The sequence below is a fragment of the Streptomyces sp. NBC_00647 genome (assembly GCF_045207245.1).
GTDB lineage: Bacteria > Actinomycetota > Actinomycetes > Streptomycetales > Streptomycetaceae > Streptomyces.
This window is the reverse complement of record NZ_CP109040.1, coordinates 8,952,523-8,978,068: the sequence shown is the minus strand read 5'-3', so window position 1 is coordinate 8,978,068 and position 25,546 is coordinate 8,952,523. Positions and strand designations below refer to the sequence as shown.

The 25,546-nt window shown below is 68.0% G+C and carries 24 protein-coding genes and 2 pseudogenes; 10 read left to right on the top strand and 16 right to left on the bottom strand.

All coding sequences use genetic code 11. From position 1 onward, the window contains the following. The first annotated feature begins 59 nt into the window (after nt 1-59). The gene (locus tag OG788_RS39395; RefSeq protein ID WP_406375743.1) at nt 60-395 is read left to right on the top strand and encodes a hypothetical protein; all 336 of its coding nucleotides are present in this window, start codon (nt 60-62) and stop codon (nt 393-395) included. Here the strand turns inward: OG788_RS39395 and OG788_RS39390 are convergent. Beyond that, a protein-coding gene (locus tag OG788_RS39390) for an IS5 family transposase (RefSeq protein ID WP_406375742.1) occupies nt 392-1,211 on the bottom strand; the annotation gives its coding sequence in 2 pieces (ribosomal slippage) (nt 392-865 and nt 867-1,211; 819 coding nt in all). The two genes, OG788_RS39395 and OG788_RS39390, sit on opposite strands and share 4 nt — an antisense overlap. A gap of 200 nt (nt 1,212-1,411) precedes the next feature. Between OG788_RS39390 and OG788_RS39385 the strand changes: the two genes are divergently transcribed. Continuing rightward, the gene (locus OG788_RS39385) at nt 1,412-1,657 is read left to right on the top strand and encodes a hypothetical protein (protein ID WP_406375741.1); all 246 of its coding nucleotides are present in this window, start codon (nt 1,412-1,414) and stop codon (nt 1,655-1,657) included. Between the two features lie 189 nt (nt 1,658-1,846). On the opposite strand, the gene OG788_RS39380 is transcribed toward OG788_RS39385, so the two are convergent. The 4 genes from OG788_RS39380 to OG788_RS39365 form a co-directional block, all read right to left on the bottom strand. Continuing rightward, the gene (locus OG788_RS39380; protein WP_406375740.1) at nt 1,847-2,719 is read right to left on the bottom strand and encodes an alpha/beta fold hydrolase; all 873 of its coding nucleotides are present in this window, start codon (nt 2,717-2,719) and stop codon (nt 1,847-1,849) included. Beyond that, nucleotides 2,712-3,737: an NADP-dependent oxidoreductase gene (locus tag OG788_RS39375; protein ID WP_406375739.1), complete on the bottom strand. Its 1,026-nt coding sequence runs from the start codon at nt 3,735-3,737 to the stop codon at nt 2,712-2,714. Before OG788_RS39375 ends, OG788_RS39380 begins: the two co-directional genes overlap by 8 nt. Nucleotides 3,738-3,968: 231 nt before the next feature. After that, a complete protein-coding gene (locus OG788_RS39370) occupies nt 3,969-5,024 on the bottom strand; it encodes an aldo/keto reductase (RefSeq protein ID WP_406375738.1) in 1,056 nt (351 codons plus the stop codon). Nucleotides 5,025-5,081: 57 nt separating this feature from the next. Next, entirely contained in the window at nt 5,082-5,774 is a 693-nt protein-coding gene (locus tag OG788_RS39365; RefSeq protein WP_392960518.1) for an SDR family oxidoreductase, read from the bottom strand. 115 nt (nt 5,775-5,889) lie between these two features. Between OG788_RS39365 and OG788_RS39360 the strand changes: the two genes are divergently transcribed. After that, a complete protein-coding gene (locus tag OG788_RS39360; protein WP_406375737.1) occupies nt 5,890-6,450 on the top strand; it encodes a TetR/AcrR family transcriptional regulator in 561 nt (186 codons plus the stop codon). Between the two features lie 127 nt (nt 6,451-6,577). Here OG788_RS39360 and OG788_RS39355 read toward each other — a convergent pair whose 3' ends face one another. Beyond that, nucleotides 6,578-7,342, bottom strand: a complete 765-nt coding sequence (locus tag OG788_RS39355) for a hypothetical protein (protein WP_406375736.1) — start codon at nt 7,340-7,342, stop codon at nt 6,578-6,580. Nucleotides 7,343-7,673: 331 nt separating this feature from the next. After that, on the bottom strand, nt 7,674-8,612 hold the full coding sequence (locus tag OG788_RS39350) for a hemolysin III family protein (protein WP_406375735.1): 939 nt from the start codon (nt 8,610-8,612) through the stop codon (nt 7,674-7,676). Between the two features lie 218 nt (nt 8,613-8,830). On the opposite strand from OG788_RS39350, the gene OG788_RS39345 reads away from it, so the two are divergent. Next, a complete protein-coding gene (locus OG788_RS39345) occupies nt 8,831-9,391 on the top strand; it encodes a hypothetical protein (protein ID WP_406375734.1) in 561 nt (186 codons plus the stop codon). Between the two features lie 141 nt (nt 9,392-9,532). After that, nucleotides 9,533-9,892 carry a hypothetical protein gene (locus tag OG788_RS39340; RefSeq protein WP_406375733.1) on the top strand — a complete coding sequence of 120 codons (360 nt, stop codon included), beginning with the start codon at nt 9,533-9,535 and terminating at the stop codon, nt 9,890-9,892. Nucleotides 9,893-9,988: 96 nt separating this feature from the next. Here the strand turns inward: OG788_RS39340 and OG788_RS39335 are convergent, their stop codons facing one another. The 6 genes and pseudogenes from OG788_RS39335 to OG788_RS39310 all read right to left on the bottom strand — a co-directional run bounded on the left by OG788_RS39335 (nt 9,989) and on the right by OG788_RS39310 (nt 14,348). Next, entirely contained in the window at nt 9,989-10,288 is a 300-nt protein-coding gene (locus tag OG788_RS39335) for an SCO5918 family protein (RefSeq protein ID WP_406375732.1), read from the bottom strand. 55 nt (nt 10,289-10,343) lie between these two features. Then, a complete protein-coding gene (locus OG788_RS39330; protein ID WP_406375731.1) occupies nt 10,344-10,748 on the bottom strand; it encodes a CBS domain-containing protein in 405 nt (134 codons plus the stop codon). Nucleotides 10,749-10,793: 45 nt separating this feature from the next. Continuing rightward, nucleotides 10,794-12,287 (bottom strand): DEAD/DEAH box helicase, encoded by a 1,494-nt coding sequence (locus OG788_RS39325; protein ID WP_406375730.1) that lies wholly within the window; start codon nt 12,285-12,287, stop codon nt 10,794-10,796. Nucleotides 12,288-12,609: 322 nt separating this feature from the next. Further along, nucleotides 12,610-12,813, bottom strand: coding sequence for a cold-shock protein (locus OG788_RS39320; protein ID WP_151471173.1), 204 nt, complete (start codon nt 12,811-12,813; stop codon nt 12,610-12,612). A 505-nt stretch (nt 12,814-13,318) separates the two neighbouring features. Further along, nucleotides 13,319-13,786, bottom strand: coding sequence for a MarR family winged helix-turn-helix transcriptional regulator (locus OG788_RS39315; RefSeq protein ID WP_406375729.1), 468 nt, complete (start codon nt 13,784-13,786; stop codon nt 13,319-13,321). Between the two features lie 224 nt (nt 13,787-14,010). Beyond that, nucleotides 14,011-14,348 (bottom strand): annotated as a pseudogene (locus tag OG788_RS39310) (MerR family transcriptional regulator). 992 nt (nt 14,349-15,340) lie between these two features. On the opposite strand from OG788_RS39310, the gene OG788_RS39305 reads away from it, so the two are divergent. After that, on the top strand, nt 15,341-15,814 hold the full coding sequence (locus tag OG788_RS39305) for a hypothetical protein (protein WP_406375728.1): 474 nt from the start codon (nt 15,341-15,343) through the stop codon (nt 15,812-15,814). 851 nt (nt 15,815-16,665) lie between these two features. On the opposite strand, the pseudogene OG788_RS39300 reads toward OG788_RS39305, so the two are convergent. Both OG788_RS39300 and OG788_RS39295 read right to left on the bottom strand, forming a co-directional pair. Then, nucleotides 16,666-16,868, bottom strand: a pseudogene (locus tag OG788_RS39300) (cold-shock protein). A gap of 89 nt (nt 16,869-16,957) precedes the next feature. Then, on the bottom strand, nt 16,958-18,121 hold the full coding sequence (locus OG788_RS39295; RefSeq protein WP_406376969.1) for a PP2C family protein-serine/threonine phosphatase: 1,164 nt from the start codon (nt 18,119-18,121) through the stop codon (nt 16,958-16,960). A gap of 594 nt (nt 18,122-18,715) precedes the next feature. On the opposite strand from OG788_RS39295, the gene OG788_RS39290 reads away from it, so the two are divergent. The 3 genes from OG788_RS39290 (at nt 18,716) to OG788_RS39280 (ending at nt 21,739) form a co-directional block, all read left to right on the top strand. Continuing rightward, entirely contained in the window at nt 18,716-19,021 is a 306-nt protein-coding gene (locus tag OG788_RS39290; RefSeq protein ID WP_406375727.1) for an ANTAR domain-containing protein, read from the top strand. A gap of 218 nt (nt 19,022-19,239) precedes the next feature. After that, a complete protein-coding gene (locus OG788_RS39285; protein ID WP_406376968.1) occupies nt 19,240-19,869 on the top strand; it encodes a DUF6192 family protein in 630 nt (209 codons plus the stop codon). A 1,495-nt stretch (nt 19,870-21,364) separates the two neighbouring features. Further along, complete coding sequence (locus OG788_RS39280) at nt 21,365-21,739, top strand: hypothetical protein (protein WP_406375726.1); 375 nt, start codon at nt 21,365-21,367, stop codon at nt 21,737-21,739. 455 nt (nt 21,740-22,194) lie between these two features. Here OG788_RS39280 and OG788_RS39275 read toward each other — a convergent pair whose 3' ends face one another. Beyond that, the gene (locus OG788_RS39275) at nt 22,195-23,904 is read right to left on the bottom strand and encodes a hypothetical protein (protein WP_406375725.1); all 1,710 of its coding nucleotides are present in this window, start codon (nt 23,902-23,904) and stop codon (nt 22,195-22,197) included. Nucleotides 23,905-24,471: 567 nt separating this feature from the next. Here OG788_RS39275 and OG788_RS39270 point away from each other — a divergent pair. Continuing rightward, nucleotides 24,472-25,182, top strand: coding sequence for a DUF4142 domain-containing protein (locus OG788_RS39270; protein WP_406375724.1), 711 nt, complete (start codon nt 24,472-24,474; stop codon nt 25,180-25,182). Nucleotides 25,183-25,546: the final 364 nt, after the last annotated feature.

The following is a 25,546-nucleotide window of genomic DNA, read 5'->3' as shown; positions in this document are numbered from 1 at the left end:
CTAGGCGGACTTGAGGGCGTGCCCGGGTCGTGAACGAACGTGGTTGCTACTGTCCGGACGTGACCCTGACTGACCTCAACAACGGCTTTCGTGATGACGAGCAGCGGCGGCGCGTCCAGAGGGTCATTCATGATCGCCTCGCAGACGACCGTGACCCGCAGGAATGCCGCTTCCTCATGCGGTTCTGGTGGCAGCTGGTCATGTCGTACCGAGAGGTATCGATGGACGAGCTCAGCCTGAACGTCGGCAAGCCGAAGCTGGACGTGATCGAGGCGCTGATCAGCGCCATCAGGTCGTCTCATGCCGACATCGACGACTGGATCACCACCACGCAGCAGGTCTTCCCGGTGATCCAAGATCGCGGCTTCAGGGCCGCCCAGGACGCCGACGGTTAACGCGGCCGGAGCTTTTTCAGCCGTCGCCAGCAGATGATGCTGCAAGCGAGGCTGAGGAAGGCTTCGTGGATGTCATCGCGTATCTCCCAACGGATGCGCAAGCGACGGAACCAGTGCAGGTGGGCGAAAGCTCGCTCGACGACCCAGCGTTGGGTGCCAAGACCGGAGCCGTGCTCGGTACCGCGGCGGGCGATCTGCGGCTTCACGCCAAGGTTCCAGACCAGGCGGCGGTACTTGTCGTGGTCGTAGCCGCGGTCGCCCAGCACCACATCCGGGCGGCGCCGGGGCCGGCCGCGTTTGCCCCGCACCGGCGGCACGGCCTGCAGGAGCGGGATCAGCTGAGTGACGTCGTTGCGGTTGCCGCCAGTCAGGGTCGCGGCGAGCGGAATACCCGTGGCGTCGGTGATCAGGTGATGCTTGCTGCCCGTCCCGCCCCGGTCTACAGGGCTTCGTCCGGTCTTGGGGCCCCCTTAACGCCCGGATGTGAGAGCCGTCGACCGCCGCCTGGGAGAAGTCCAGGGCGTTCGCACCGCGGAGCTCGGCGAGAAGGACCTCGTGCAATCGGGGCCACACGCCGGCCTCGGTCCACTCGGCCAAGCGGCGCCAGCAGGTCATGCCCGAGCCGAAGCCGAGTTCCTGCGGCAGGTGTTCCCAGGCGATCCCGGTGTGCAGGACGAACAGGATGCCCTGAAACACCAGCCGGTCCGGATGCCGCTTGCGCCCCGGATACCGGATCCGACGCTCAACCTTCGGCAGCAGCGGCTCGATCACCGCCCACAGCTCGTCGTCGACTTCCCACGGCTTCGGCCGAGCCACCGCACCCCCAGATCACCAGTCCCGGAGTGATCCAACCACCCCGAAGATCATTTCGTTAGGAGTTCTAAGTAGCTCGCCCCGGTGGGGCCGTGTGGCTACGGCTATCGGCCCCGCCGCGGGTCGTGTACCGGCGCACTGTGGCCGTAACTGGTGCCCGGCGCGGGTCCGGCGCCGGGGCTGCTCTGCATCGCCTCACGTACATGCTGCAAACGAGCCAGATCAGCGCGCGCCAGTCTCTCGACCCCGCGTGCCTGGTCACGTTCTTCACGCGCACGGTGCATCGAGAAAATGCCGCGCATGGTGTTGCGCAGGGCCTGCAACAGCAGTGCCTCGCGGTACACCCTTCCTCCGCCGCGGCGGACGTTCCTAGCGGCCATGGCGGCCCCTCTCATCTGGCCGGGGTTGTCGACACCTTCCCGGCGCTGCTGGCTGGTGCGCTGTGCTGACCGTGCCAGTACATCGACCGCCCTCGCCAGAGGGCCGTGCGTGATGAGACCGAACTCGTTGGCGTCCTCGCCAACCCGGCGGGCGGTCACGTAGACGAGGGTGCCGCCGTCGTACAGGCCCACCCCGGCCCAGCGGAGGGCGATGTCGGCCAGGCCGAGGGTGCGGGCGGAGGCGATGGACAGCCGATCTCAGCTGTCGGTGTCGAGGTGGGCTCGCACGGCGTCGACGAACTCGTCGCCATATTGGAAGACCCCGCCGTGCCCGGCCCCTGGGTAGATGATCAGCGTGCTGCCGGGGATGCGGGCGTGCATGTCGTGGGACAGCTCGGTGGGGACCATGCGGTCGTGGTCGCCGTTGGCGATGAGCGTCGGGGCGCCGATGCGGGAGAGGTCCTGCGGCTCAGCCCGGCCCCAGCCCCGGATGGTGGTGATCTGGCGGTGAAAGGACGACGGTGTGATGGGGTCGTCACGGTCCATAACGCGCTCGCGCAAGCGCGCGAGGTAAGCCTTGGCTGCCGCCTTGCCCGCTGGGGTGCGGGGAAAGAACAGGAACTCCTTGGCATCGGTACGGGCCATCGCGGCACGAACCATGTCCCAGTAGACGTAGGCTCCTCCGGTCGGACGGTCGATTCCGGCTCCCCCGGCGGGGCCGGTGCCGGCCAGGACGAGGCGGCGCACGAGCCCCGGCGCATCGAGGGCCACCTGCTGGGCGACGAAGCCGCCGAGCGAGAATCCGAGCAGGTCCATCTGAGTCAGGCCGAGGGCGGCCACGAACCCCTCCGCCGCACGCGCCATCGCGGCGACGGTGCCTGGGTCACGGCCGGTGGATCCGCCGACCCCGGGGAGGTCGAGCGCGACGACACGGCGGTCGCGGGCGAGCGCGTCGACAAATCGGGGATCCCACTCGTCGAGCGTGGCGCCCAGGTGAGTGAGCAGGACCAGCGGGACGCCGATCTCGGGGCCGAGGTCGCGGTAGACGAGCGTGTTCGAACCTACGACGATGCGGCGGTTGGGCGCCGTGGCCCACGTGGTCGGGCGGGGGCGGACGTTGGACTCAGCCACGGTTGGTCACCGCCTTCGGGTCGGTGGTGACCAGGACCTTGCCGCGTGTGCCGCCGGCGAGCGCCTCGTCGAGAGCCCGCGGGGTCTGGTCGAATGGGAGCACCCGGTCGATGACCGGGCGCAGCACCCCGTCGTCGACCAGCCCGGCGACCCGGCGCAGCGCGGCGCTATCGGGTGTGATGAACAGGAAGCGGTAGGTGACCCCGAGCGCGCGTGCCCGGCGGCGGGTACGGGCACTCAGGGCCCGGATGGCGAGCCGGACGACGGGGTTGACACCGACGCGCCGCGCGAAGACTGGGTCGGGCGGGCCTGTGATGCCGATGGCGGTGCCGCCGGGGCGCAACACACCGAGGGAAGCCTGCAGCGTGGCTCCGCCCTGGGTGTCGAGGACGAGGTCGACGGGCGTGCTGGCGAGGCTCTGCGCAAGGTCGTCGCGGCGGTAGTCGATGACAATGTCGGCACCAAGCTCTCGGGCGGCTGCGATGTTCGCCGTCGAGACGGTGGTGGCGACGGTGCAGCCCAGGTGCCTGGCGAGCTGGATCGCGACCGATCCCACGCCACCGGTCCCGCCATGGATGAGGACGGTCTGGCCCTTCTTCACCTTGCCCATCTCGACGAGGGCCTGCCAGGCCGTGAGCGCGACGACTGGAAGCCCCGCGGCCTCGACCAGGCTCACCGACCGGGGCACGGGTGCCATCGTGGCGGCGTCGACCGCGACGAACTCGGAGAAGGTGCCCGTGGCCGCCAAGTCGACATAGCCGTACACGTGGTCACCCACGGCGACGTCGCGTACCGCGGAGCCGGCCTCGACGACCTCGCCGGAGAGCTCACCGCCCATGACTTTGGGTAGCCGGAACGGGAAGATTGCTTTGAACTCGCCGGAGCGGACCCGCTCGTCGGCATGGTTGACGCCCGACGCGACCATGCGCACGAGCACCTCATGGGGGGCGGGGACCGGTACGGGCATCTCGACCTCCCGCAAGGGGGAGCCGTACTTCTCGAGGACGAAGGCCTTCACGGAGCACTCCTGGCAAAGCGTTTCTGGGGGTCGGGTATCTCGGCGGCGCGCATCCCGGCTTGGCCGCCGTACTTCTCGACTATGAAAGCCCTCATCGTCGTCTCCGTTCCGTTTGCCGTCCGTGAGAGGGCGGGGTCTTCGCTCGCCCAGGATTTCTCCCAGTACGGGACATTTTGTGTCGTTTTCCTGGCTGCGGCGCGGGCGCACTGCGTCCTCAGCCGCGTTCACCCATCAGGCCACCGGCACGACCGGGGCGATGACGCGGTCGGCGGCGCCTCCCTGGAGGCGGTCCAGGGAGACGGCGATCCCCTCGTGGGGCGCGCCGAGCGGCACCGTGCTGACCTCGGTCAGGCGGGTGTACTGCTCGTCGGTCAGCTGGACGTCGAGGGCGCCGAGGTAGCTGTCGAGCTGGGAGAGGTTGCGTGGGCCGATGATCGGGACGAGTGTGGCCACGGAGCGAGCGGCGCGCTCGCGCACCCAGGCCACCGCCACCTGGGCGGGCGTCACGCCGGTCTCCTCGGCGACGGCCAGGACGGTGTCGACGACGGCGGTCTTCTGGTCGGTGCTCTCGGTGTGGATGACCATGCCCAGGTCGCTCAGGCGCCCCTCGGCGGAGCTGCGGTATTTGCCGGTGAGCAGTCCGCCGCCGAGCGGGGACCACAGGGCGGCGCCGAGTCCGAGGCTCTCGGCCATGGGCAGGAGTTCGCGGTCGGCGGTGCGCTCGACGAGGCTGTACTCGTGCTGGATGCCCACGATCGGGGCCCAGTCCTTCAGGTCCGCGAGGGTTACCGCGCGCGAGACACGCCAGGCGGGGAAGTTGGACAGCGCGGCATGGTGGATCTTGCCGGCGCTCACCAGGTCGTCGAGTCCGCGCAGGAGCTCCTCCATCGGGGTGAGCTCGTCGGGGAAGTGCACCCACAGCAGGTCGATGTAGTCGGTGCCCAGGCGCTTCAGGCTTGCCTCCACCGAGGCGACCATGTTCTTGCGGCTGTTGCCCGTCCTGGAGATGTCCGGCTGCGGGGCGGCGCCGAGGGCGAACTTCGTGGCCAGGACGAAGTGGTCGCGGTCGGCGGAGATCAGCTTTCCGGTCAGCTCTTCCGACTCGCCGAACTGGTAGCCGTCCGCGCTGTCGAGGAAGGTACCGCCGGCTTCGGCGAACCGGTCAAAGATCCGGCGTGCCTCGTCCGGCTCAGCGCCGGCGCCCCAGCCGGTGCCGAAGTTCGCCGTGCCGAGCGCGTACTCGGACACGCGCAGTCCGGTCCGGTGCCCGAAGGTCGTGTAACGCATGAGACGTCCTTGCATGAGGGGTGGGAAGGCGGTCGCGCCGGGGTGGAGGGGTGAGCGTCAGCCCGCGTTCGGCTGGGGTGCCGCGGACAGGCTCTGCTTGACGTACCGGCTGGTCTCGTCGGCGAGGATCTCGGGCAGGCCGGTCTCGATGCCGTACAGGGCCTGGGCTGCGACGTCGGCGGCGGCGACCTTCTGATCGGCAGGCACGCCGGCGGCCATGTCGGTGTCCATGTAGCCGACGTGCAGCGCCGAGACGGTGATCCCGCGCGGTGCCAGCTCCTCACGGGTCGCGTCGCTCAGCGCCCAAGCGGCGGCCTTGGAGGCCGCGTAGGAGCCGAGGCCAGCCGGGTGGAACCAGGACAGGGCGGACAGGACGTTGAGTACGGCGCCGCCGCCGTTGCCCTCGATGACCGGGGCGAAGGCCCGGGTCGCGGCGAGCGGACCGAAGAAGTTGGTCTCCATCTCCCGGCGCACCTCAGCCACGTCGCCTCCGATCAGCGTCGCGCCGGTGGATATCCCCGCGTTGTTGATCAACAGCGTCGCGTCGGACGCCACGCGGGCGGCCTCCCGTATCGACGCCTCGTCCGTGACGTCCAACCGCAGCGGGATGACACCCGGCACATCGACCGTCTCGGGGCGCCGGGCCGCGCCGTACACCTTCGCCCCGCGCTCCACGAGCTGAGCGGACAAGTGCCGCCCGAGCCCCCGGTTTGCGCCGGTGACGACCGCGACCGCGTTCTTCAGTTCCATGCCTGCTCCTGGTCCTGGCGGGTGCCGTCGGCCGCCCGCGACAAATTAGATTACACATCCAATCTAAACATGGGTCTACGATAGATGCCAGTCGACATCCAAATGGGAGGTGGTCATGGGCCGCGTATCGCAGGCACAGGCGGAGGAAAATCGCAGGCGGGTGGTGGACACCGCATCCCGGCTGTTCCGGGAGCAGGGCATGCAGGTCAGCGTCGCCGACCTGATGAAGGCGGCCGGTCTGACCCACGGCGCCTTCTACAAGCAGTTCGCCTCCAAGGAGGCGCTCGTCGACGAGGCCACCGCCCACGCCTTCGCCGAGCTCGCCCGACGCCACAGCACCGGGCTCGAGCGGCACGACGGGCAGCGCGAAGCCGCCCAGCAGGCGCTGATCGACACCTACCTCTCCGCCGAGCACCGCGACGACCCGGCGGACGGCTGCCCGGTCGCCGCGCTCGCCACCGACATCGCGCGCGAGGGCGGGGGGCGCGAGGCCCGTCGCCTCTACGCCGAGGGGGTGGCCGACTTCGCCGATTTCCTCGCCACCGACGACCAGGACGGCATCGCCCGCCTCTGCACCCTGTTCGGTGCGCTGGTCCTGTCCCGGGCCACCAAGGGCTCCCCGCTCTCCGAGGAGATCCTCGCCGTCGCGCACACAGCCTTGACGGAAGCCGGCTGATAAAGGGCGCGGTGCGGGCGCACGTCGACCGCACTCGTGGGCGACAAGGCGTCCGCGGCCAGGCGGAGGCGGTGAGAGAAGGCCGCCGGCGCCTGGCGCATCGGCTTCACCGTGCGCCAGTCATCGATCAGTTCCCGGGCCGCATGCCCGTAAAGTACGCAGAAGTGCCGCAGGGGGTGCGGGGTGAGGGTCCCTTCCAGGCGGGCAGCCGGTGGGCGACGGCTTGTGCCAGGCCGTGGCGCAGTGTCTCGGCGCATGCCGGGCGCCGGCTGCCGTCGCCTTGGTGGCAGCGGCTGGTCGTCGCCGAACTGGCCGCGCACCTGGGACATCCACCACGCCAGCAGCCGGTCCACTCCGTTGACGGCCGGCACCAGTCGTCGCTTCCCTTGGCGCCTTTGCCCCACCGGATGTGCAGGACGCCGAAGGCTCCGACCTGGGGATACCAGTCCCCCGCCTGCAGGCGGACGGTTTCGTTGCGCAGGCCCACCCGCCGCCACAACGACGCGGCCACGTAGTCCCGCGCGCCCGTCAGGAACCTGGACCCCCGCTCGCCCGGCAGGCCGGAGCGCCAGGCGGCGAACAGGGCCTCGACCTCTTCGGCCGACGGCGGGATGCGCACATGCGCCCGGGCCAGCAGGTGGGGCTGGTTGAACTCGTCGACCGGCTGCACCAGCGGCCGGCCGGCGGCTTCCTCGGCGTCTCGTGCGTGGCGGGTCTGCAGGAAGCTGTAGAAGCGGTGGATGGTGTGGGCCATCTGGGCCCGGGTATGTGTTCCGGCGCCGCGGGCCCGGGCGGCGGCGGGCCAGCCGTCCACGTCCTCAGGCGTCACCTCCCACACCGGTCCCTGTGCGAACGTGAGCAGTTCGTGCACCCAGGCGCGTTGCTGGCCCACCCACTTGTCCGTGGTGCTGCGGGCCGCCAGGGCCAGGACGAACTCATCGCCCCACTGTGCTCAGTGGATCTCCAGCAAAACTTCGCGGTCCAACACCACTACGTGACAGCCGTAGTCGGTAGGCAGATCCTTCCGTACCGACTCGACTCCACGCAGGGAGTCCGCCATTACGGGCAAACAGCATCCGCCCGTCGCGGACAATGGGGCGGCGCCGCAGAGCGGGGCGTGTCCAGCGGCTACGGCGTTCGTTGACACAGGTATCGCGCAAACGGGGTAGGTGAGTTGCGTGAGGGCCCGAAGCTGCCCGGGTTTGGCCCGCACCCCCAAGGCTTCAGGGGCGATGTGATCCGCAAACGGGCCCCGCCTCCACTGGTCGCAGGTGACGAAGCTGCCGGAACGCTCTTGCGTCCCGGCAGCCTGCGCGGTCACCCCGCGCGGTCAGTAGACGGGCCAGGGAGATGGCGATGTAGTGCGCGGTGAAGGCCGCCACGGTCAGGGTGTGGAACACCTCGTGGAAGCCGAACCACCGCGGTGAGGGGTCGGGGCGCTTGAGGGCGTAGACGACCGCGCCCGCACTGTAGAGAAGACCGCCGGCCACTACCAGCGTGAGTACGGCCACTCCGCCGTTGTGCAGGAAGTCGGGCAGGTAGCGCACCGGTGCCCAACCCAGGGCCAGGTAGCACGGGGTGTAGAGCCAGCGTGGGGCTCCCACCCACAAGACCCGGAAGGCAATGCCGGCCAGTGCGCCCGTCCACACGATCCACAGCAGCAGGGACCGCTGGTCCGGCGGGAGGAGGAGCACGGCCAGGGGGGTGCAGGTGCCGGCGATGATGAGGAAGATGTTGGCGTGGTCGAGACGTCGCAGAATCGCCTCCCCACGCGGCCCCCAGGTGCCGCGGTGGTAGACGGCGCTCGTTGCGAACAGCAGCCAGGCGGTGACCGAGTACACGGCGCAGGCCACGGCTGCCTGTGGGGTGGCGGCCAGGCAGATGAGCACGATGCCTGCGGTCAGCGAGGAGGGGACCATGCCCGCATGGAGCCAGCCACGCAGCCTCGGCTTGATCGGTTCGACCAGGTCGGCCGCACGCTCCACCAGAGCCGCAACCGGGCTTCCTTCCTCTTCTTTTTCGTCGGCTTGCGATCCGACGAACTGCCCGTCTCTACGGCCCTCTCCACGCTCTGAGGAATCGTGGATGTATTCGGTTTCAGCAGCGTCGCGGGACACGGCTTCACGTCCTCCTTCGGACTCCTGGGCATCACGGGTGATCATGGAGCGATGCTAGAGGGCGGCACTCGGACGGCAATTCGGGAGGTCAGTCGCGAACGTACTGCACCCGCTCTGCCGAGAGCGGTTCGCAACCGTTGCAGCTCCGCTCTCGTTGATCGGACGGCAAATAGGGTCTCCCGAGGCCGAGTAGCCCGGCCCCTCGTGGGAACGATCAGGTCTTCCGAACGGGCATCGGGCCCGCCTACGCGTAAGGATCGTCGATGCTTCCTGAGGTCCGTCCCCACGTATCCGCCCCCCTCACGAACCAGTTGGAACACCAGCTGGGCCTGGCACCGCACCTTGAGGCGGGCCGTCTCGACGTGGAGGGCGTCGCCGGCATCGCAGTCGTTGCTGCAGCCCATTCCGACGGCTATGCGGCCACCGGTCATCTCCTCGGGCTGCTGGCCGCACTGCCTGCCCCCACCAAGGCGGGAGAGCGCTTCTGGTCGGAGCTGTGGAGGTCATCGGGGACCGCGTATCTGCTGCCCGCCAACATCAAGGCTCTCGTGCTGCGTTCGCTGACCGGAGAAGGAACTGCCCTGGCCCGGCAGATCCTCTCGGCCGTCGACCAGATGACCCCGCCCCAGCGCCTCGCAGCCAACGAGGTGATCGGTCAGGCCCTCGTGGAGTCCGACGATTTCCCCGACCTCAAGACCGAGGTCATCGGAGAGCTCTGGCTCCGTGATCTTGAGCTCACCGCCTGGCGCGTCCTGCACGCGGACCGCAGGTCCGACGATGCCGACGGGCGCAAGGCCTTCCTCGACGCCTGGACGAGCGTCTGAGGTTGTCTGTGATGCGTTCACGACATGACGAAGACGCTCCGTAGCCGTGCTGACAGCTCTGTGATGCGGCAACCGGCGGATGAAGGCTTCAGAGCTGCCTGCGGTGAGGGGGCCAGACGGCCAGTCAATATAATCTGCCCCATGTCCAAGCCTGACGAGCTGCTCGTTTCCGTCGCCGCCCTGGTGGAGTCCGGGCAGAGCAACCAGATGTCCCTGACCGTGGTTACCGGTGGTGCAGTCATCACCGGCCGGCTGGCTCCCGAAGCAGTGTGGAGGCAGAGGGTGTCGGACGTACTGACAGACTCTGCCCGCCTGGGCGAGTTCTCCGCCATCTTCGCCGCCCCTGCGAAGAACGATGAACCGCCCACCCACCTGCACTTCCACGTCGCCCGGATCCTGCAGGGCACCGTCGGGATCCCCGAGACGGGCGGCATGTACCGCGTGGCGATCGCCGACGTCAGCGCCTGGACCATGGGCGACTTCAGCTATTCCGACCACTGAGCATCCACCACGGCAAAGACCATCTAGGTAGCAGTGTTGACCGACCCGCGCGCGGGTCGGTCAACACTGCTACCTGTTTTTCCCCCGGTCAGACGGTCACGGGGTGCCAAGCATCGCGGACGCATGCCGGAACGAGCTGAGGATGCCTACGGACGCGGCCTTGGGGAGGGTGCGGCAGGTGAAGCCGAGCTGCGCCATCGCGCGGAGGACTTCGGCGGCGCTGAAGTCACGGCGGTCCTGGCGGGTGATGACCTGGCCGACTTGCTTCACGGGGTAATGACGACGGCCGATGATCACGGATTCGCCGGTGCTCGGCTCGGGCTTGATGCCCTTCATCGACTCCAGCACGCCGGCCTTGGTGAGTTCGAAGGGGAAGCGGGCGATGACGCAGCGCATGTGAACCTCGCAGAGAGTAAGCGGGGGACGGTCCGGCCAGCCGGGAGGAGCCGGTTCAGCAGGAGAGGGCGAGGACGCCCAGAGCACTGTCGCGTTCGTCGACCACCGGCAGGGCAGCAAGCCGGCGGGTACGCATCGCGTGCTCGGCTTCGGCCATCGTGGTCATAGGTGTGGTGAATGACCCGGGTTCGCCGAGGAGGTCGCGCAGGCGGACGCGGTCCGTGTAGGCGGTGCTGTCGCGGACGGCGGTGAGTTCGGCGTGGGTGACCAGGCCGGTGCACTGGCCGTCCTGGTCGCAGACGACGAGGCGGCCCGTGCGGGCGGCGGCCATGACCGACAGTGCCACCTCGACGCTCATGTCGTCACAGACCTGGGGTCCGGCCGCGTCCATGACCTCGGCGACCGTCGTGTGCACGGGGCCGGCGTTCGCCGGGCGGGGCTGCGTCTGAACCAGCGTCACAAGGTGCCTCCTGCAGAGATGGGTCAGCTTCCTGATCACGAAGATTCAGGCCGCCGCATCGAAGACGGTCTGGCGTGCAGGCGCGCGCCGGGTCGTCGAAGAGGGGCGGCGCCGGCCTCGGGAGGTGGCACCGCGCTTGGGGCGTTCGGTCACCGGTGCGGTGATGACGACCGGGATGCCGGACGGGGCCTGGGCGCCGGTGATTCGGTGCAGGGCCTCGTCGCCCGAGCGGATCTGGGTGGTCTGCGGCCGGATCCCGGCGTCCACCATGAGGCGGACCATGCCGCGGCGCTGGCTCGGTGTGACCAGGGTGACGACGCTGCCGGACTCGCCGGCTCGGGCCGTGCGTCCGCCGCGGTGGAGGTAGTCCTTGTGATCGGTCGGCGGGTCGACGTTCACGACCAGGTCGAGGTTGTCGACGTGGATGCCGCGCGCCGCGACGTTGGTCGCCACCAGCACACTGACGTGCCCCGTCTTGAACTGCGCCAGCGTGCGAGTGCGCTGCGGCTGCGACTTGCCGCCATGCAGCGCAGCGGCCCGAACCCCGCTGTTGAGAAGGTCCTGGGTCAGCCGGTCAACGGCATGCTTGGTGTCCAGGAACATGATGACCCGGCCCTCGCGGGCGGCGATCTCTGTCGTGGCGGCGTGCTTGTCGGCGCCGTGGACGTGCAGGACGTGGTGTTCCATCGTCGTGACCGCACCGGCCGAGGGGTCGACCGAATGCACAACGGGGTCGGTCAGATAGCGGCGCACCAGCAGGTCGACATTGCGGTCCAAGGTGGCGGAGAACAGCATCCGCTGCCCCTCCGGACGCACCTGGTCGAGGAGCGCGGTGACCTGCGGCATGAACCCCATGTCGGCCATCTGGTCGGCCTCGTCCAGCACCGTGATCCCCACCAGGTTCAGCCGGCAGTCGCCACGGTCGATGAGGTCCTTGAGCCGGCCCGGAGTCGCGACCACGACCTCGGCACCGCCTCTTAGCGCGCTGGCCTGCCTGCCGATCGACATCCCGCCCACCACCGTGGCCAGCCGGAGCCTGACGGATCGGGCGTAGGGAGTGAGTGCGTCGGTCACCTGCTGCGCCAGCTCACGCGTGGGCACGAGGATCAGTGCCAGTGGCTGGCGGGGCTCGGCACGCTGACCGGCGGTGCGGGCGAGCAGAGCAAGGCCAAAAGCCAGCGTCTTGCCGGAACCGGTGCGCCCACGCCCCAGGACGTCACGGCCCGCCAGAGTGTTCGGCAGTGTCGCGCCCTGGATCGGGAACGGCACGGTCACTCCCTGCCTGCCGAGTTCGGCCAGCAGCTGCTCAGGCATACCGAGATCGGCGAAGCGCTCAACCGCAGGAAGCGCGGGGGTGATCGTCTTGGGGAGCGCGAACTCGCCCTGCACGGCAGCGGGCCGGCGGCCGTAGCCGCCGGAACGGACAGGCCCGCTGGACCGGCGCGGTGCCGGCGAGCCGAAGCGGCTGGCGCCCCTTCCTGCGTCGGCACTGCCATTCCGGGTGCGAGGCGAGCGGTCGTTCGTACGTGTGCGGTTCATGCGGAACCTTCCTTGATGCGGCACATATCAAGAAATTCCCGCAAGCAGTACGCAGCACGGAATTAAAAGTATGGACCGATGCCAAGCAAATCCGGCCGCCGGAAAATCACGCGGGCGCAGATGCTGAAATAGGTGACGCTGCCGGGGTATCAAACCTGGGCGCCATAGTGCGGTCTAGCTCCGGATGCGCCTACATCCGGATGGAAGAGCAGCGGGGGCTGCGAATTCCTCCGAGCCCCCTCGCAGGCGAAACCATTGCGCGAAAATGCGTGCAGCTGGGGCCCGCACCCCGAGGGATGCGGGCCCCAGCTGCACGTCTACGTCAGGCCGGAACGATGTTCTCGGCCGTCGGGCCCTTCTGACCCTGCGCGATGTCGAAGGTCACCTTCTGGCCCTCGAGCAGCTCACGGAAGCCCTGGGCGGCGATGTTCGAGAAGTGGGCGAACACGTCAGCGCCGCCACCATCCTGCTCGATGAAGCCGAAACCCTTGTCCGCGTTGAACCACTTCACGGTGCCAGCAGCCATGTCATATCTCCTTTGGGGCAGTACAACAGTGTCCGCACTGTGCGGACACCGTGTCGCCGCGATGATTGCCCCGACCGGAAATGACCGGAAATACAAAAGCACTCTCCCCGGCAGAGCCGGGAGGGAGCACTTGAAGATTTGGGAACCACAACTGCAACTGAGATGGACAGTAGCACGTCACAACGGCTTTTTCAGTTGAATAATTTCATCCTGTTCATTGCGGTAAAAAGCCTCACCACACGGTCAGGCAAACTCTCTGCTGGCGGGCACAGATATTGACTCGCTCGCAGTGCAACGATCTAAAAAAACGGAGCGGGTCGGATTCCCGTGGACAGCGGCTGGCTGACGGCCGAGCCCGTTCCGGGGTGACGCTCACTGGCTACGGTTCGTGGGCACCGACCGCGGGTGGGTCCGTACGGCAGTCGATCGCCTCGCACGCACCTCAATCCCCCAGGTCTTCCCTGCCCCGTTCGTGCACTTCGTCTGTGCCCGCTGTCGCCACCGATCAAGAGCCATGAGGTCGGACCAGCGCGTGCTGCAGTGCGGCAAGACTTCCGGCCAATGCGGCGCGCTGCTGGCGAGGCAGGTTACCGAGCGCCTGGAGGAGAAGTTGGTCGCGCCGTTCACGGACCCGGGTCAGGTGTGTACGGCCGGCGGGCGTCATACCGAGCATGACTTCGCGGCGGCTGTCGGGGCATGGCCGGCGTTCCACGAAGCCGAGAGCCTGGAGGCGGTCGACCAGACGGGAGGCCGAGGGCGGCGATGCGCCCAGTAGCCGGGTGAGCCCCCGCATGCGGATCCCGTTCTCACGGTCGACCAGGTACATCACGCGCAGCTGGGAGACAGACACGTAAGGGGGCGGCCCCTCGTTGCGGTCCCGTTCCCACATAACGTCGAGGAGTTCGGCGATGCTGCCGGCCTGGCGGGCCAAGTCGCGGACAGGATCGAAGCCGGGCCCTATCGACTCGGTCATGCCTTTCCCGTCCGCGGGATCTGGTTCCTGATCCGGGTCGTGCACGCGTGGTGGAGCCAGGCTGCGGTCGATGCGACCGGCGAGGGTGTTGGGCGCGTGGTCAAACAGGAACCCCGTCTTCTGTCGTGTGTCGGTATGACAGCCCTTCAGGCTCGGCCACCCCCGGCCTGTCCGCCAAGCTCGAGCTGAGACCGGCCTCGGGCCCGAGGCTGGTGCATGTCGTCTCAGACAGCAGCTGTCGGGTCCGCCGATCCAGCCTCGCGCCGGTAGGCGGAGTTCAGCTGCTGAGCTTCTTCGAGCTGGTCCTCGAGGATGACGATGCGGCACGCGGCTTCGATGGGCGTGCCGCGGTCGACGAGTTCGCGGGCGCGGGCGGCGATGCGCAGCTGGTAGCGGGAGTAGCGGCGGTGGCCGCCCGGTGAGCGCAGGGGGTGATCAGGCGTGCTTCGCCGATCGCGCGCAGGAAGCCCTGGGTGGTGCCGAGGAGTTCGGCGGCCCGGCCCATCGTGTAGGCGGGGTAGTCGTCGTCTTCCAGGCGGCTGAACGAGTCGTCTGCTGTCATTGCACCTCTCTCATGGAACGCGTGGAGGGGCCCTGGCACCATGTGTGCCAGGGCCCCGAAGGAACTGCTACACCATCTGCCGGCCCTGATACTGCGCCGGCCTACTGTTTCCGCGAACCCGACCAGATTGACTCAGGGTTCGCAGGGATCGCGGTTGCTCGACCGGAGACCACCTCACTATCGATGTCCTGCGGTACCCGGGCTCAGCCAATCCGCCCGGGCGATCCTGATGGCGCCTCGCTCCTCCGTTCATTCCCTCTGGGATCAATCAACTTCAACTGCTGGTACTGCTCTACTGGTGATGCGAACCACTTAGTGGCCTGTTTCAGCGCCACTCTTCGGCAGCCAGCCCCGTCGCCCGTCCTGCAACTACCGCTCTGGCTTAGAACCCCACTGCCGAACCTCCCGGTGCGCGCGCCCGCAGCCGACGCCTTCACCGAGGTACCACCCACACACCTGCACTGCGGGATACCGCGAACTGCATCTACAGGTACTGCAACTCACCTTCGATCCTGCTCACGGCGGCCCCTGATCACTGCGGGCCACCCGGTCCGGTCGTCAGCCCCGTCGCCGACCTGCGACAACCCTGGCTTCGGAACTCCACCACCGCACCGTCCTGCCAACTGCAACTGCGTCCTACCGCCCGGCAGTTCGTGTCTGCCGGGCCTGCTGTCTTCCTGGCTACGAGAGAAATCGTAGCCAGACGATCAGCCAATGTCTACTCCAGCCAACATAGATTTACGCGCGGCTGGCGAAGAGGTATCCGGGGTCGAACAGCGCAGCCGTCCTCCCTGCGCCGCCACGCGCGTGCTGCGGCGGGCGTTATCCGGCCCCGGCGGGATGCCGCGGCGACGTCACCGTCCGACACCGAAGGTGGAGAGAGAGTTCCGTGGCCAGCGAAACCAGCCCCCAGATGTCAGCTGAGCTCTCCGAGGCGAGCAGGTCACTATGCCGCTGCTGTCGCCGAGTGCCTCCTGGAGGCGAGTCTGTCGGTGACCGGTATCCAGAGTTGCGGTCCCTGGCACGACGCGGACGGCGAGTACCTCGATGTCGAGGCCGGCATCTCGTTCACGCAGTCGTTCCAGGACCGGCACGGCGGGGGCGACTGCGGGCTTCACTGGGCGGGCACGTCCGGCTGGTGTCTCTACACCGCTGATGGACAGGACCGGTACCTGTCCGGCGGCCCGGGGCCGGTCTGCTTCCCAAGCCCCGAGTTCGTTGCGGGCTTCGTCGATGCTTTCCGTCTCGACCCGGCCGGATCCGGCAGCGGTGCACAGCCGTCCTACCGTCGGGAGGGCCAGGACTTCGCCCTGGCTTCCTACCTGCCTGCCCAGCCCTGCCTGTTCGAGGATCCCCAGACCCGTTTCGCCGACGTGCACAGACGTGCTTACGACGGCCGCGTGCAGCAGGCACTGATTTCCTGCGACTCCGCTCCCCTGACCCACCTCTTCCTCCGCCAGGGCTAGCTCGCAGCCCTTCTGCACCTGCTCGAATACGCCGAAAGCAGCCACCCCAGCACCCTCAACAGGCTGCTGGCCGCCAACCTCGGCGCCCGCGCAGGCCGACCGCCCGAAGCCGAAGAAACCCACAAGCGTGCACTCCAGGAAGCCAGGAACCGACGACCCGCTCTTTTGACAGAAACGGAGCGCGACGGCACACCAGAGACGGTGTCCCCGTGGGCGGGCGAATCGTTTTGACGAACGTGACGGATGATCATTGGATGACCTCCAGCCGGGGCACACAGGCAGGCAGCGGCAAACGCAGAGCCGACGCCCGCGTTCCGGAACAAACGCGCCGAGGGCCGTCCCACCCCGCGCACGCCCGTGGCCAGACCCCGGCACAAGGCCCGGACCAGAACACACCTGTATACAGCCAGCTCGCCAGAGAATGGGCCGCCCGCGGAGCCACCATCCCCTGCCACCCCGACCCGCAATGGCAGCGCCTGGCCTCCCCCGAACACCTCCGGTACGACACGGACAGCACCCTGCGCCAGCTCCACCTGGAACAGGACACCCAACCCGACGACCGCGCAGCCCAGCCAGCGCTGGGGGAGAAGCCTCGCCACGCAGGTCAATGAAGGCCTGCCGGAACATCACACGCAGAACCCGGCACGCTGCCCCGCGCCAGCCTCAGCCCCATCGCGGCGAAACGCCGGTCTCACATAGGGATCGGGGCCGCGCAGCTGCTGCGCGGCCCCGATCCGTGCCCCTCAACATCCCGCCCATGCGCCGGACAAGCCCAGGCATCCTTTTGAGGGGCGGGCGGTACTGCTGTACGAGACAGTCGAGCGCGGTGCCCTCAGGCGCAGGTTGAAGGGTCAGGCCGGGTTGATGTTCTCGGCCTGCGGGCCCTTCTGGCCCTGGGTGACATCGAACGTCACGATCTGGCCCTCCTGAAGCTCACGAAAGCCCGAGGAGTTGATCGCGGAGTAGTGCGCGAAGACATCCGGGCCGCCCCGTCCTGGGCAATGAACCCGAAGCCCTTCTCCGCGTTGAACCACTTCGCAGTTCCCGTAGCCATGTCTCATGCCTTCCGGTCGTTCTCCGCCCGGGTGGGGCACCGACAAGATGCTGGGTGTCGTACGCATTCCGCGTGCAGCTGCGCACTGCCTAGTCCCGGGTGCCTCGCCAGTCCAGGCAGACCACGGTGGCGTCGTCGTGCAGGACGCCTTGCTGGGCACGCAGGACGGCCTGCGTAAGCACATGAACAGTGTCGCGAGGGTGCAGGTCACGGGTGCCTTCAATCAGGGCGGGAAGATCCTCGGCGACAGCGTTGCGCTCAAGCATGCCATCGGTGACCAGAATGAGACGGTCACCCCGTTGCAGTTGGCGAGTCTGAACGCGGTGTGGGTGCGGCAGAGGGGCGCCAAAGGGCGGATCGACCTCGGGAGTGAGGCGATTAAGACGTCCCCCACGCAGAAGCCAGGGCCATGGGTGGCCGGCATTGACGAAACCGACCCTTCCCGTCCGCAGATCGATCCGCAAGAGCTGACCGGTGACCAAAGAGCCGACAGCGCCGTGGTCGAGCAGCGTCTGATGGGCCTGTCGGGCCTGTTCGGCCAGGTCAGCACCAGTGCGGCGGGCCATGCGCAGAGCGCCGACAAGCAGAGTGGCCAACAGGGCGGCCCGGACGTCGTGGCCCATGGCATCGGTGATGGACACATGCAACGTGTGGCGGTCCAGGGAGTGATCGAAAGTATCGCCGGCGACCGTTTCGGCGGGGATCAGCTCGCCGGAGACCGTGAACTGCGGCGCCTCACAGGTAAGGCAGTCGGGAAGGAGAGTGTTCTGGATCTCAGCGGCCAGGACCACAGGGAGGGTGCGCCGACCCCACTGGTAGAGGTCGGTGAAGCGGCGGTTGGCGATGAGGATGTACGCCAGAGCGTGGGCTGCTTCCACGATGGTCTGCACAGCTGCTGGTTCGGGGGCTCGGGGGAGGAAGGCTTCGAGAAGCCCGATGGCATCCCCCCGGTTGGTCACCGGAGCCACGATCTGGACCTGCCCGTCTCGCCCCTCCCGCACGGACACCCGCTGGTCACGCAGTACCTGCTCGTAGACGGTACCGGGCAACCCGATGTGCTCCCGCTCCTCTCCGGCGTCGGCGTTGCTCAAGCGCACAACGGCGTTGCCGGTGAAGTCACTGATCAAGAAGGACACGGACCGGGCGCCCAGAGTCCTCGCCAGCTCGAAGGCGACCACCTCAGCCGACTCGACAGGCATCCCGGCCTCCGCCGCGGCAAGCAGTCCCGCCAGGCCCACAGACCCTTCAACCATCCCCGGCTCCTCTCGGCCGGATCCACTCAAAGATCCACTCACGTGACGGGTGCGCCCACGGGCTGGGACCCCTCCTCCGGCGCAACACAGAGTCACCCTGCCAGCCAAGGTGGCACCCTCATTACGCCACCAGCGGCATGTCACACCCGTCCCGAACACCCACCAGCCCCCGGAGAACCGGACCTGACGCTGCAGGGTGAGTGTTGCACTACCTCACGCCGAACTGCGCGGTCAGGGCAGAGTGCTTCGTGCCGAGCTCATCGGGCCGTGCCACCAGCTCGTCATAGGCCTTTGCAGCTGGTCGCGCTGAGCACGGTGATCAGCGTGGTTCCGGCGGCTTCGAGGGCCGGCGGGCCTTCATAACCCCTGTCCGTGTGCTGGTGCTGGTCGTATCCGGTCGTTCCCCCCTGGGCCGACGTGGTGATCTAGGACTCTCAACGCTCCTGTGTGGGGGTCGTTCCGGCACAGACGGGGCAGAGAATTACGGAACCGGTGACCAGTCAGGGAGCGACTGAAGGCGCGGTGGTGGTCAATGCCGCCGCCGAATCGGATCCCGCTGCACGGGACTCGTTGGAGGAACACGTGGAGCGGCACATGGAGGAACGCGCAGCAGGGCTCGTGGAGGAGCTACAGGGTGAGAATGCCCAGCTTCACGAAGCGATGCGCTCGCACGCCGTGCTCGACCAGGCCATCGGAGTCGTCCTCGCCGTAAGCCAGCTGACGCCAGAGCAGGGATGGGGCGTGCTCCGCGAGGTCTCCCAGCGGACGAACATCAAGCTCCGTCACGTGTCAGAACTGGTCATCGACTGGGCCCGCACCGGCCAACTGTGCACCGACGTCCGCACTGAGCTGGAGCGGCAGCTGGCGCAGTACGCACAGTCCCCGCACAGCAAGGCATGAACTCTGCCCGCGGCCTGGAGGCGCCGGAAGAGACCGTTCGCGGACTGGTCACAGGGAGCGTTCATCGAACGCATCGCGATCCCGACTCCGAGCAATTGCTGGGCAATTGCGGTCGTTCGTTGCAATCCAAGGGTTGCTGGTGTGAGTCTCGGTGATGGATGCAAAGTCTGCTCCATTCACGGCCGAAGTGCCTTGTCCCAGACCGCGCTTGGGTGACCATGTCCGAGGAGTTCGAGAACGTCGGCGCCGTCAGCCAGCTCCGCTACGAGCAGATCATTGCCGAGTTGCGCAGTACGGCCGGTCGACTGACGCAGGCGCAGTTCACGATCGGGGACCGGGCCCTGGAGATCGAGCCGATGGGTCCCGGCAGCGGGCCGGTCGCGTCCACCGCGTGGTCGGTGGAGCAGTCCCTGACCCGGCTGGCCAAGGACATCGGCCTGCCGGTGACAACGGTTGAACAGGCCCGATGGACGGCATCGCGTTGGCCGGCCGACCGGCGCCGGAAGACGGAGTCGTTCACGGTCCACCAGGTGCTGGCCCGCATCGACGACGACGCGGAACGGTTCGCCGCGATCGACGATCTCCCCAGCGGCAACACCCACTGGACCCTGGACGACGCCAGGCGCCGGGTCGGATCCCAGACGAAAATGCCCATCCCCCACCGCGCCCCACCCGCCAGCCCAGATCCGGTGCTCACCGAGCCGATGACCACATCCGCAGGGCACCGCCGCTCTGAAGAAGAATCGGCTGGCCCGCACCGCAACGCTGTACGCCGACATCCGCAGGGAACCGGTCCAGCACCTCGCCCAGAAGGACCAGCCCAATTGGTGCATGACCCTGGCCCTTGAGCGCGTCCTCACCGGTCCTTGGCCCTGCGGCAACGGATGGCCCGGGGCGGAGATCAGCCAGGTGTGGACCACGCTTCAGGACCGCCGCCATGCCACTCGATCGCCGACAAGTCGGGGACGTCGACCTCAGCGCGCCGCAGCACCTCAGTGAGATCACGCAGACCACACGCTCTGCCTACCAGCACCCCGTCCACTTCCACCTTCCGCCCTTCATGCTTCACGGCCGGGTACACGACCACGGAACGCTCTCTCATCCACAAAGCCTGACCCGCCGCCCTACACCACGCACCACGGGCGGCAGCCCTGAAGCACCCACGCCGGCGCAAGGCGTCGTGTCCGTCCACGACGAAGATCGTTACAAGAGACATCGCGCGCAGGCATTCCGGCTTCATCCCTCGGATGCGCGTGAGCTGACCGCTGCGTCCGTCATGGCAGCTGTGGCAGGCGTTTGCGGTTGACGTGATGTCCCGGGCGGTCGTCTCGGTAAAGGGATGACCGCCCGGACCTGCCGACGCTGACCACAGCGGCAGAGTCACCCTCGCCAGGTCTGGGGGCGAGGAGCGACGTGACGCCTGATCGTCTCGTAGCCCTCTGCCGTCGAGGCGACGACTCGCCCGTCAGCAACCGCCCTCGACAAAGCTCACTCGTACGCCCGCTGAAAGGGACAGATGGCCGTGTCGCTCCCAACAGGATGACGTTGAGCCGGTCGGCGCGCGGGATATCAACGCTCTTGAGACTGCGCACCGACCGAGGGCCCGAAGCCCAAGAGATCCGCTTCGGGCCCTCACCCCTGTGCCGTGCCCGCGTGGCGCTGGTTCTCGTGCTGTTGCAGGGTGAGGTTGCGGCGGCCCAGTGCCGACTCACCCCTCGCGGCCGGGCCGCCCCACGATCTTCCCGAACCGCAGCCGTACCCACGATGCACCGCATCATGTCCAGGACCGGGGGGATCTCGGGTACTCGCCCAGGCTCGTGAGCGGGCGCAGGAGCGGCAAGCCGGCGAGGGCGTCGTCCAGCAGGCCTCGCAACGCAAGCCGGGCTGAAGGTTGTTGTACGTCGACGGGGAGACCGTGGGTGGGGTGTGCGGTCCGCTGCCGTCACGACTGCCGATACGTCCTGCATCGTCATGTCGTGATCAACGAGATCCGCCTGGAAGTCCGCGTGAGCCGAACGGGTACCGCGGGTACGGCACACCAGCAGCCCCGCCACGGACCGCGCCTGCCGCTCCAACCCCGCCCTCCCGCTGCCCCACGCCCGGCCCTGCCGCGCTCGCGCCGGGCTTTTGTCCGGCGCGAGCGCGGAAGGCCGCCGCCCGGCCCTGCCGTGGATGGCCGGGCCTGCAGATTGCCGAGCACTACCGGCGCATCCAGAACGCCCATCCGGGGCGGCAGCTCAGTGCATTCGCGTGAGGCCGACTGCCGGCTGATCGTTCGGACCACAGGCGACCAGCGGACAGTCCGCGATCGGGACGGGCAGAACCGCTTGGGATCATGGAGCGGTGAACACCCCGAATTATCCCGATGACCCGATCCAGCAGCTGGTGGGCCTGGACGTCAGGTCCGTGTGTTTCGTAGCCGACTACGTCGAACTGCACTTCGACCCCAACGGAGAGGTCCTGCGCGCCATTAGCGACCCCTTCGGCGTGCTGGGCGGCAGCGAATGGTGCTTTCCCCAGCCCGGATCAATGGACCTGCTGCACCGCTACATAGGCAAGACCGTCGACGGCTACGAACTCGACCCCGCCCGGCTCCTCGCCCTCCATTTCGGCGAGGATCGATTCGTCATCCCTCTCGACAACGACACGCGCGTTGGCCCCGAAGCAGCCCACTGCCTCGGCCCCGACGGCGTCCCAGGAGGAATATGGATCTGGTGACCGCAGAAGAACGCACCGATCCAGCCAGCCCCCAGCGAGCCCCTGGCCTCCAGAACCACACCCCGCATCACATCGTCGGCCGCTAAGATCTTTCCAGGCCCGCCTCAAGCTTAGTCACGGCAACTGCTGTGACGTCAAAAGCCTGAGGGAGAACGAAATTGAACGCTCACAAGGGTCTTGGCGAGCAGCTCGTATGGCTCGCCGCCAGCACTGTCACAGGGGTGGTCGGGTCCGTGCTCGCCTCGTACATCGTGTTCCTGTGCGGCTGGTCGTAACACTGAGGCTGGGCTCAGTGCCCCCGGGTACGACACGGCGACTACGGGGGCACGCCTCCACCGGCATCAGAACCTACTCCCTTGAGCACGGAAGCCCCGAACGCAGCCGGGGATCCACCGCATCAGACCTCGCTGTAGCTCCCCGCCGGCAGCGTCAAGCGCGTCGCCGCCCCTACCGGGTCAAGAATCCACGCTGTAGGCCTTTTCGCCCACCATGAGTGGAGCGTCCGTTGGCCCCTTGATGTAGGGGCCGCGCCAGATCACTCGGTGTTCTTGGTGACTGGGGTACCACTGCCTGACCTTGTGCATGCGTACCGGCCATCGGTGGCGGTAGAGGCGCTTCGTGTCTCCCGCCGGATCCGACGATCGGGGCGAGGGCGCGGCGAGGCGGATCACCCGTACCTGGGGATCCTGCGGGAGCGAGGTGTCACCGCCGTCCGAGACCCTGCGCACTGCTGGGGCCTGAGGTGAATCGAGGGCCGTGACGCCCTGGCTGAGGAGCCGCCAGAAAGCGAACATGTAGCGGGCCCCAAAGTCGTCGTACCGGTCATCCACCCGGCCTCCCGCCCACTCGCCGATCTCGAGGACCGGCTCGGCGCGCCACTGGGAGGCTTGGTTGAGGACGTCCTGCATCTGTCGGTAGTCCTCAGAGAGACGCGCGAGCGTCTCGGTGCTCTCGAGCGCCAGGCAGGCGTCGCCCCGCATCCCGTACATTCCGTCCGGCATGAGCGGGGGCAGCGGGCTGCCGGCCGCCCGGGCCTGGGAGACCGCTTGTCTCCATCCGGCGGGCTGTACGGGCCCGTCACGGTCCATGAACGTCGACACTCGCACACCGGGGTATTGCGCGGTGGGCAGGATCTGATGCTGGGTGATGAACTGCCAGCCGAACGCTCGCGTGTCCGAAAGGGAACCGGTTCGATTGACGACAACGACCGGCTCAGGCAGCACGAGCAGACCGGTGCGCATGGGAATGTCCCGGTCCCGGTCCAGTGTGCTGACGTCAGCCGGCTCAAGGGTGGCGGCCGCCGCCATCACTGCGGCGTGCGCAGCCGGGGAGATGACGAGGACCTCGGCCTGCCGCAGCAGTTTCCCGATCTGGCGTGTCTGCCAGGAAGCGGCCTCTCCGGCCGCCCGAGGCCATGGCGGCGGGTGTCCCTGCTTGCCCAGCGTCATGGACAGTGCCGCATCCCGCTCGATGCCCTCGGGCTTGTCCGCGAACTCGGAGACATTGCTGTTCAGCAACACGGCGTGCAGCTCACTGACGACGTTGCTGATGGTCTCGGCGAGGGTCATCTGCACCCACGGATTACCTATCAGGCATTTCTGGGTCTGCTCGCGCAGCCGATGGGCCGCCTTGCTGCGCCGACAGGGGTCCACTGCCCAGTCTTGTCTCTGCTGCGCTCCTTCTTGCCTCGGCTCGCCCTGCCCACGCGAAAGCCTCCCCACCCCGACGGGCCTATTGCCGAAGCCGTACCCCACCTCACTGCGCACGACACGGCCCGTTCCGTCGATGGCTTCGAAGCCAGTGGGCTCGATGTCAGCCTGCGGGGCCGCCGAAGAAGCCGTCGCCTCCCCCGCCAGTGGAACCGTTCGCGCCCGTCCCGCCGTTGACGCTGGCGGGCTCGCGCGATCTCCTGGCCCGCTCGAGCGCTGTGGCGCCGTCGGAGACGACTTCCTGGACCAGGCCGATGCGGTGCGCCTCGGCAGCGTCGAACTCATCGCAGGTGAGGATCCAGCGCTTGGCGTTGCCCCATCCGCTTCGCGGGGGAAGCGGAAGGTGGCCCCGCCGAAGGGGTAGATGCCGCTGCGGATGCCGGCGGCGAGCAGCAGCTCGATGCCGAGGGTCATCACCCAGTCACGCACCACACCATGTGCGACCACGACATGCACGCCACGGTCGTCTGCTCCTGGTGCGGCGAAGCGCTGCACAACCAGGACGTGGCCGTACGGACAGGACCGGCCACCCGGAGCGGCTGCTCGGGCATCCCGACATCAGCAGGCGGGTCTCGCCTGACCGTGACAGCAAGCGCGACAACGGCACCCGACCGAGGTGACCTGAACTCCAGGTCCCGGTAACGGTGAACGTGGCGAGAATTGACCGCGACCGGCGGGGCGGCGTAGCAACTCCCGCCATTCTCTGAGGTGATCACCTCACGCCCCGCCCCGGCCCGGCGAAGCCGTCGAGCATCCGCGCCAGGCAGGCGACCCCGGCCGCCGACGGTGAGATCACTTGGCCGCGCGTGCCGGGCCCGCTCAGCGACCCGACCCGGCACGGCCCGGCGTCCTGGGCTCGAGCTGTGCGCTGTCCATGAACCTTTCGGCCGGTGCACTGAGTCCGAGCGGCTTCCTGTGCGTACTGCTCTTCGGCCGCCCCGACCAGGCGACGGCAGATCGGCGCCAAGCCGACGGGCAGGAGGAACAGTGCAGCGTTCGGGCAATGTGATCGGAACACTCTTTGTGGGCGGTGCTCTAACGCTGACCCTCGCGGCTCTCGCCTACCCGGCGATGCTCGGTATCAGCACGGTGTCGACCTCGCCCGACCGGATCATCGCCAACACGCAGTGGGGACCGCTGACAGAAGGCGAACGGGACTTCGTGGTCAAGGTGCGCGCGGCCGGCCTGTGGGAGCACCCGCTCGGCCTGATCGGCCTGCAGAAGGGACAGAGCCAGGCCGTCAAGACCGCGAGCCAGCACCTCGTCGACGGGCACGCCGCCCTGGACACCAGCTGCCGCAAGATCGCACCGATGCTGAACATCACGCTGCCCAACGTGGCGAGCCCCCAGCAGGAAGGTTTCGTCACTCAGCTGAAGACAGAGTCGGGGCGGCAGTTCGACACCGACTTCGCCAACATCCTGCGGATGACCCACGGTTCGATCTTCAACGCGATCGCCAAGGTCCGCTCGACCACCAAGAACACGCTGATCCGCGCGCTTGCCGATCAGGCGAACAACACGGTGCTCGACCACATCACCGTGATGGAGAAGACCGGCCTCGTCGACTTCGACACCACGGTCTTCAACCAGACCACCCCGCCCAAGCTCCCCAAGTCCGACATGACTCCACCGAACCCGGTACCCGGCCAGCCCCAGGTCGTCCTCAACCCGCCGCCCAGCCCGACCTCCACACCACTGGACCTCGACGCCGCCCTGAACGGCTCGATCAAATAGAGGGAAGCCCGCTGGGCCAGGCCCAGCGCCTTCGCGTACCGGATGCACCCCTGCACCGTCCGCACATCGCACCTCGCTTGCTGCTGTCAGCGGTCGGGCGGTGCGGCGCTGCCCGGGATGGTGCCGGGTCGGCGGGTGTGCAGGCCGGGGTGTTCGAGGGTGGTGGTGTAGCGCTGTGCGGCACGGGTGGTGAGGCCGAAGGGCTCCGTGAGGTGCTTGGTGTCTCCGCAGGACGTGGGCTTTGTTCAGGAGACGGTCGTCGCGCAGTGTGCCGGGGGTGAGGCCGGGTTCGAAGCGCTGGTTGACCCAGCGGTTGCCGACGTGCGCGGTGATACGAGCTTTGCGGAAGTGGAGGAACAGGTAA

What these genes read in the sequence shown, in the direction of transcription:
- OG788_RS39385 (WP_406375741.1), top strand. Translation starts at nt 1,412, where the DNA reads ATGCTGCAAACGAGCCAGATCAGCGCGCGCCAGTCTCTCGACCCCGCG.
- OG788_RS39370 (WP_406375738.1), bottom strand. Translation starts at nt 5,024, where the DNA reads ATGCGTTACACGACCTTCGGGCACCGGACCGGACTGCGCGTGTCCGAG.
- OG788_RS39365 (WP_392960518.1), bottom strand. Translation starts at nt 5,774, where the DNA reads ATGGAACTGAAGAACGCGGTCGCGGTCGTCACCGGCGCAAACCGGGGG.
- OG788_RS39360 (WP_406375737.1), top strand. Translation starts at nt 5,890, where the DNA reads ATGGGCCGCGTATCGCAGGCACAGGCGGAGGAAAATCGCAGGCGGGTG.
- OG788_RS39350 (WP_406375735.1), bottom strand. Translation starts at nt 8,612, where the DNA reads ATGATCACCCGTGATGCCCAGGAGTCCGAAGGAGGACGTGAAGCCGTG.
- OG788_RS39345 (WP_406375734.1), top strand. Translation starts at nt 8,831, where the DNA reads ATGCTTCCTGAGGTCCGTCCCCACGTATCCGCCCCCCTCACGAACCAG.
- OG788_RS39340 (WP_406375733.1), top strand. Translation starts at nt 9,533, where the DNA reads ATGTCCAAGCCTGACGAGCTGCTCGTTTCCGTCGCCGCCCTGGTGGAG.
- OG788_RS39335 (WP_406375732.1), bottom strand. Translation starts at nt 10,288, where the DNA reads ATGCGCTGCGTCATCGCCCGCTTCCCCTTCGAACTCACCAAGGCCGGC.
- OG788_RS39325 (WP_406375730.1), bottom strand. Translation starts at nt 12,287, where the DNA reads ATGAACCGCACACGTACGAACGACCGCTCGCCTCGCACCCGGAATGGC.
- OG788_RS39320 (WP_151471173.1), bottom strand. Translation starts at nt 12,813, where the DNA reads ATGGCTGCTGGCACCGTGAAGTGGTTCAACGCGGACAAGGGTTTCGGC.
- OG788_RS39315 (WP_406375729.1), bottom strand. Translation starts at nt 13,786, where the DNA reads ATGACCGAGTCGATAGGGCCCGGCTTCGATCCTGTCCGCGACTTGGCC.
- OG788_RS39295 (WP_406376969.1), bottom strand. Translation starts at nt 18,121, where the DNA reads ATGGTTGAAGGGTCTGTGGGCCTGGCGGGACTGCTTGCCGCGGCGGAG.
- OG788_RS39290 (WP_406375727.1), top strand. Translation starts at nt 18,716, where the DNA reads ATGGAGGAACGCGCAGCAGGGCTCGTGGAGGAGCTACAGGGTGAGAAT.
- OG788_RS39285 (WP_406376968.1), top strand. Translation starts at nt 19,240, where the DNA reads ATGTCCGAGGAGTTCGAGAACGTCGGCGCCGTCAGCCAGCTCCGCTAC.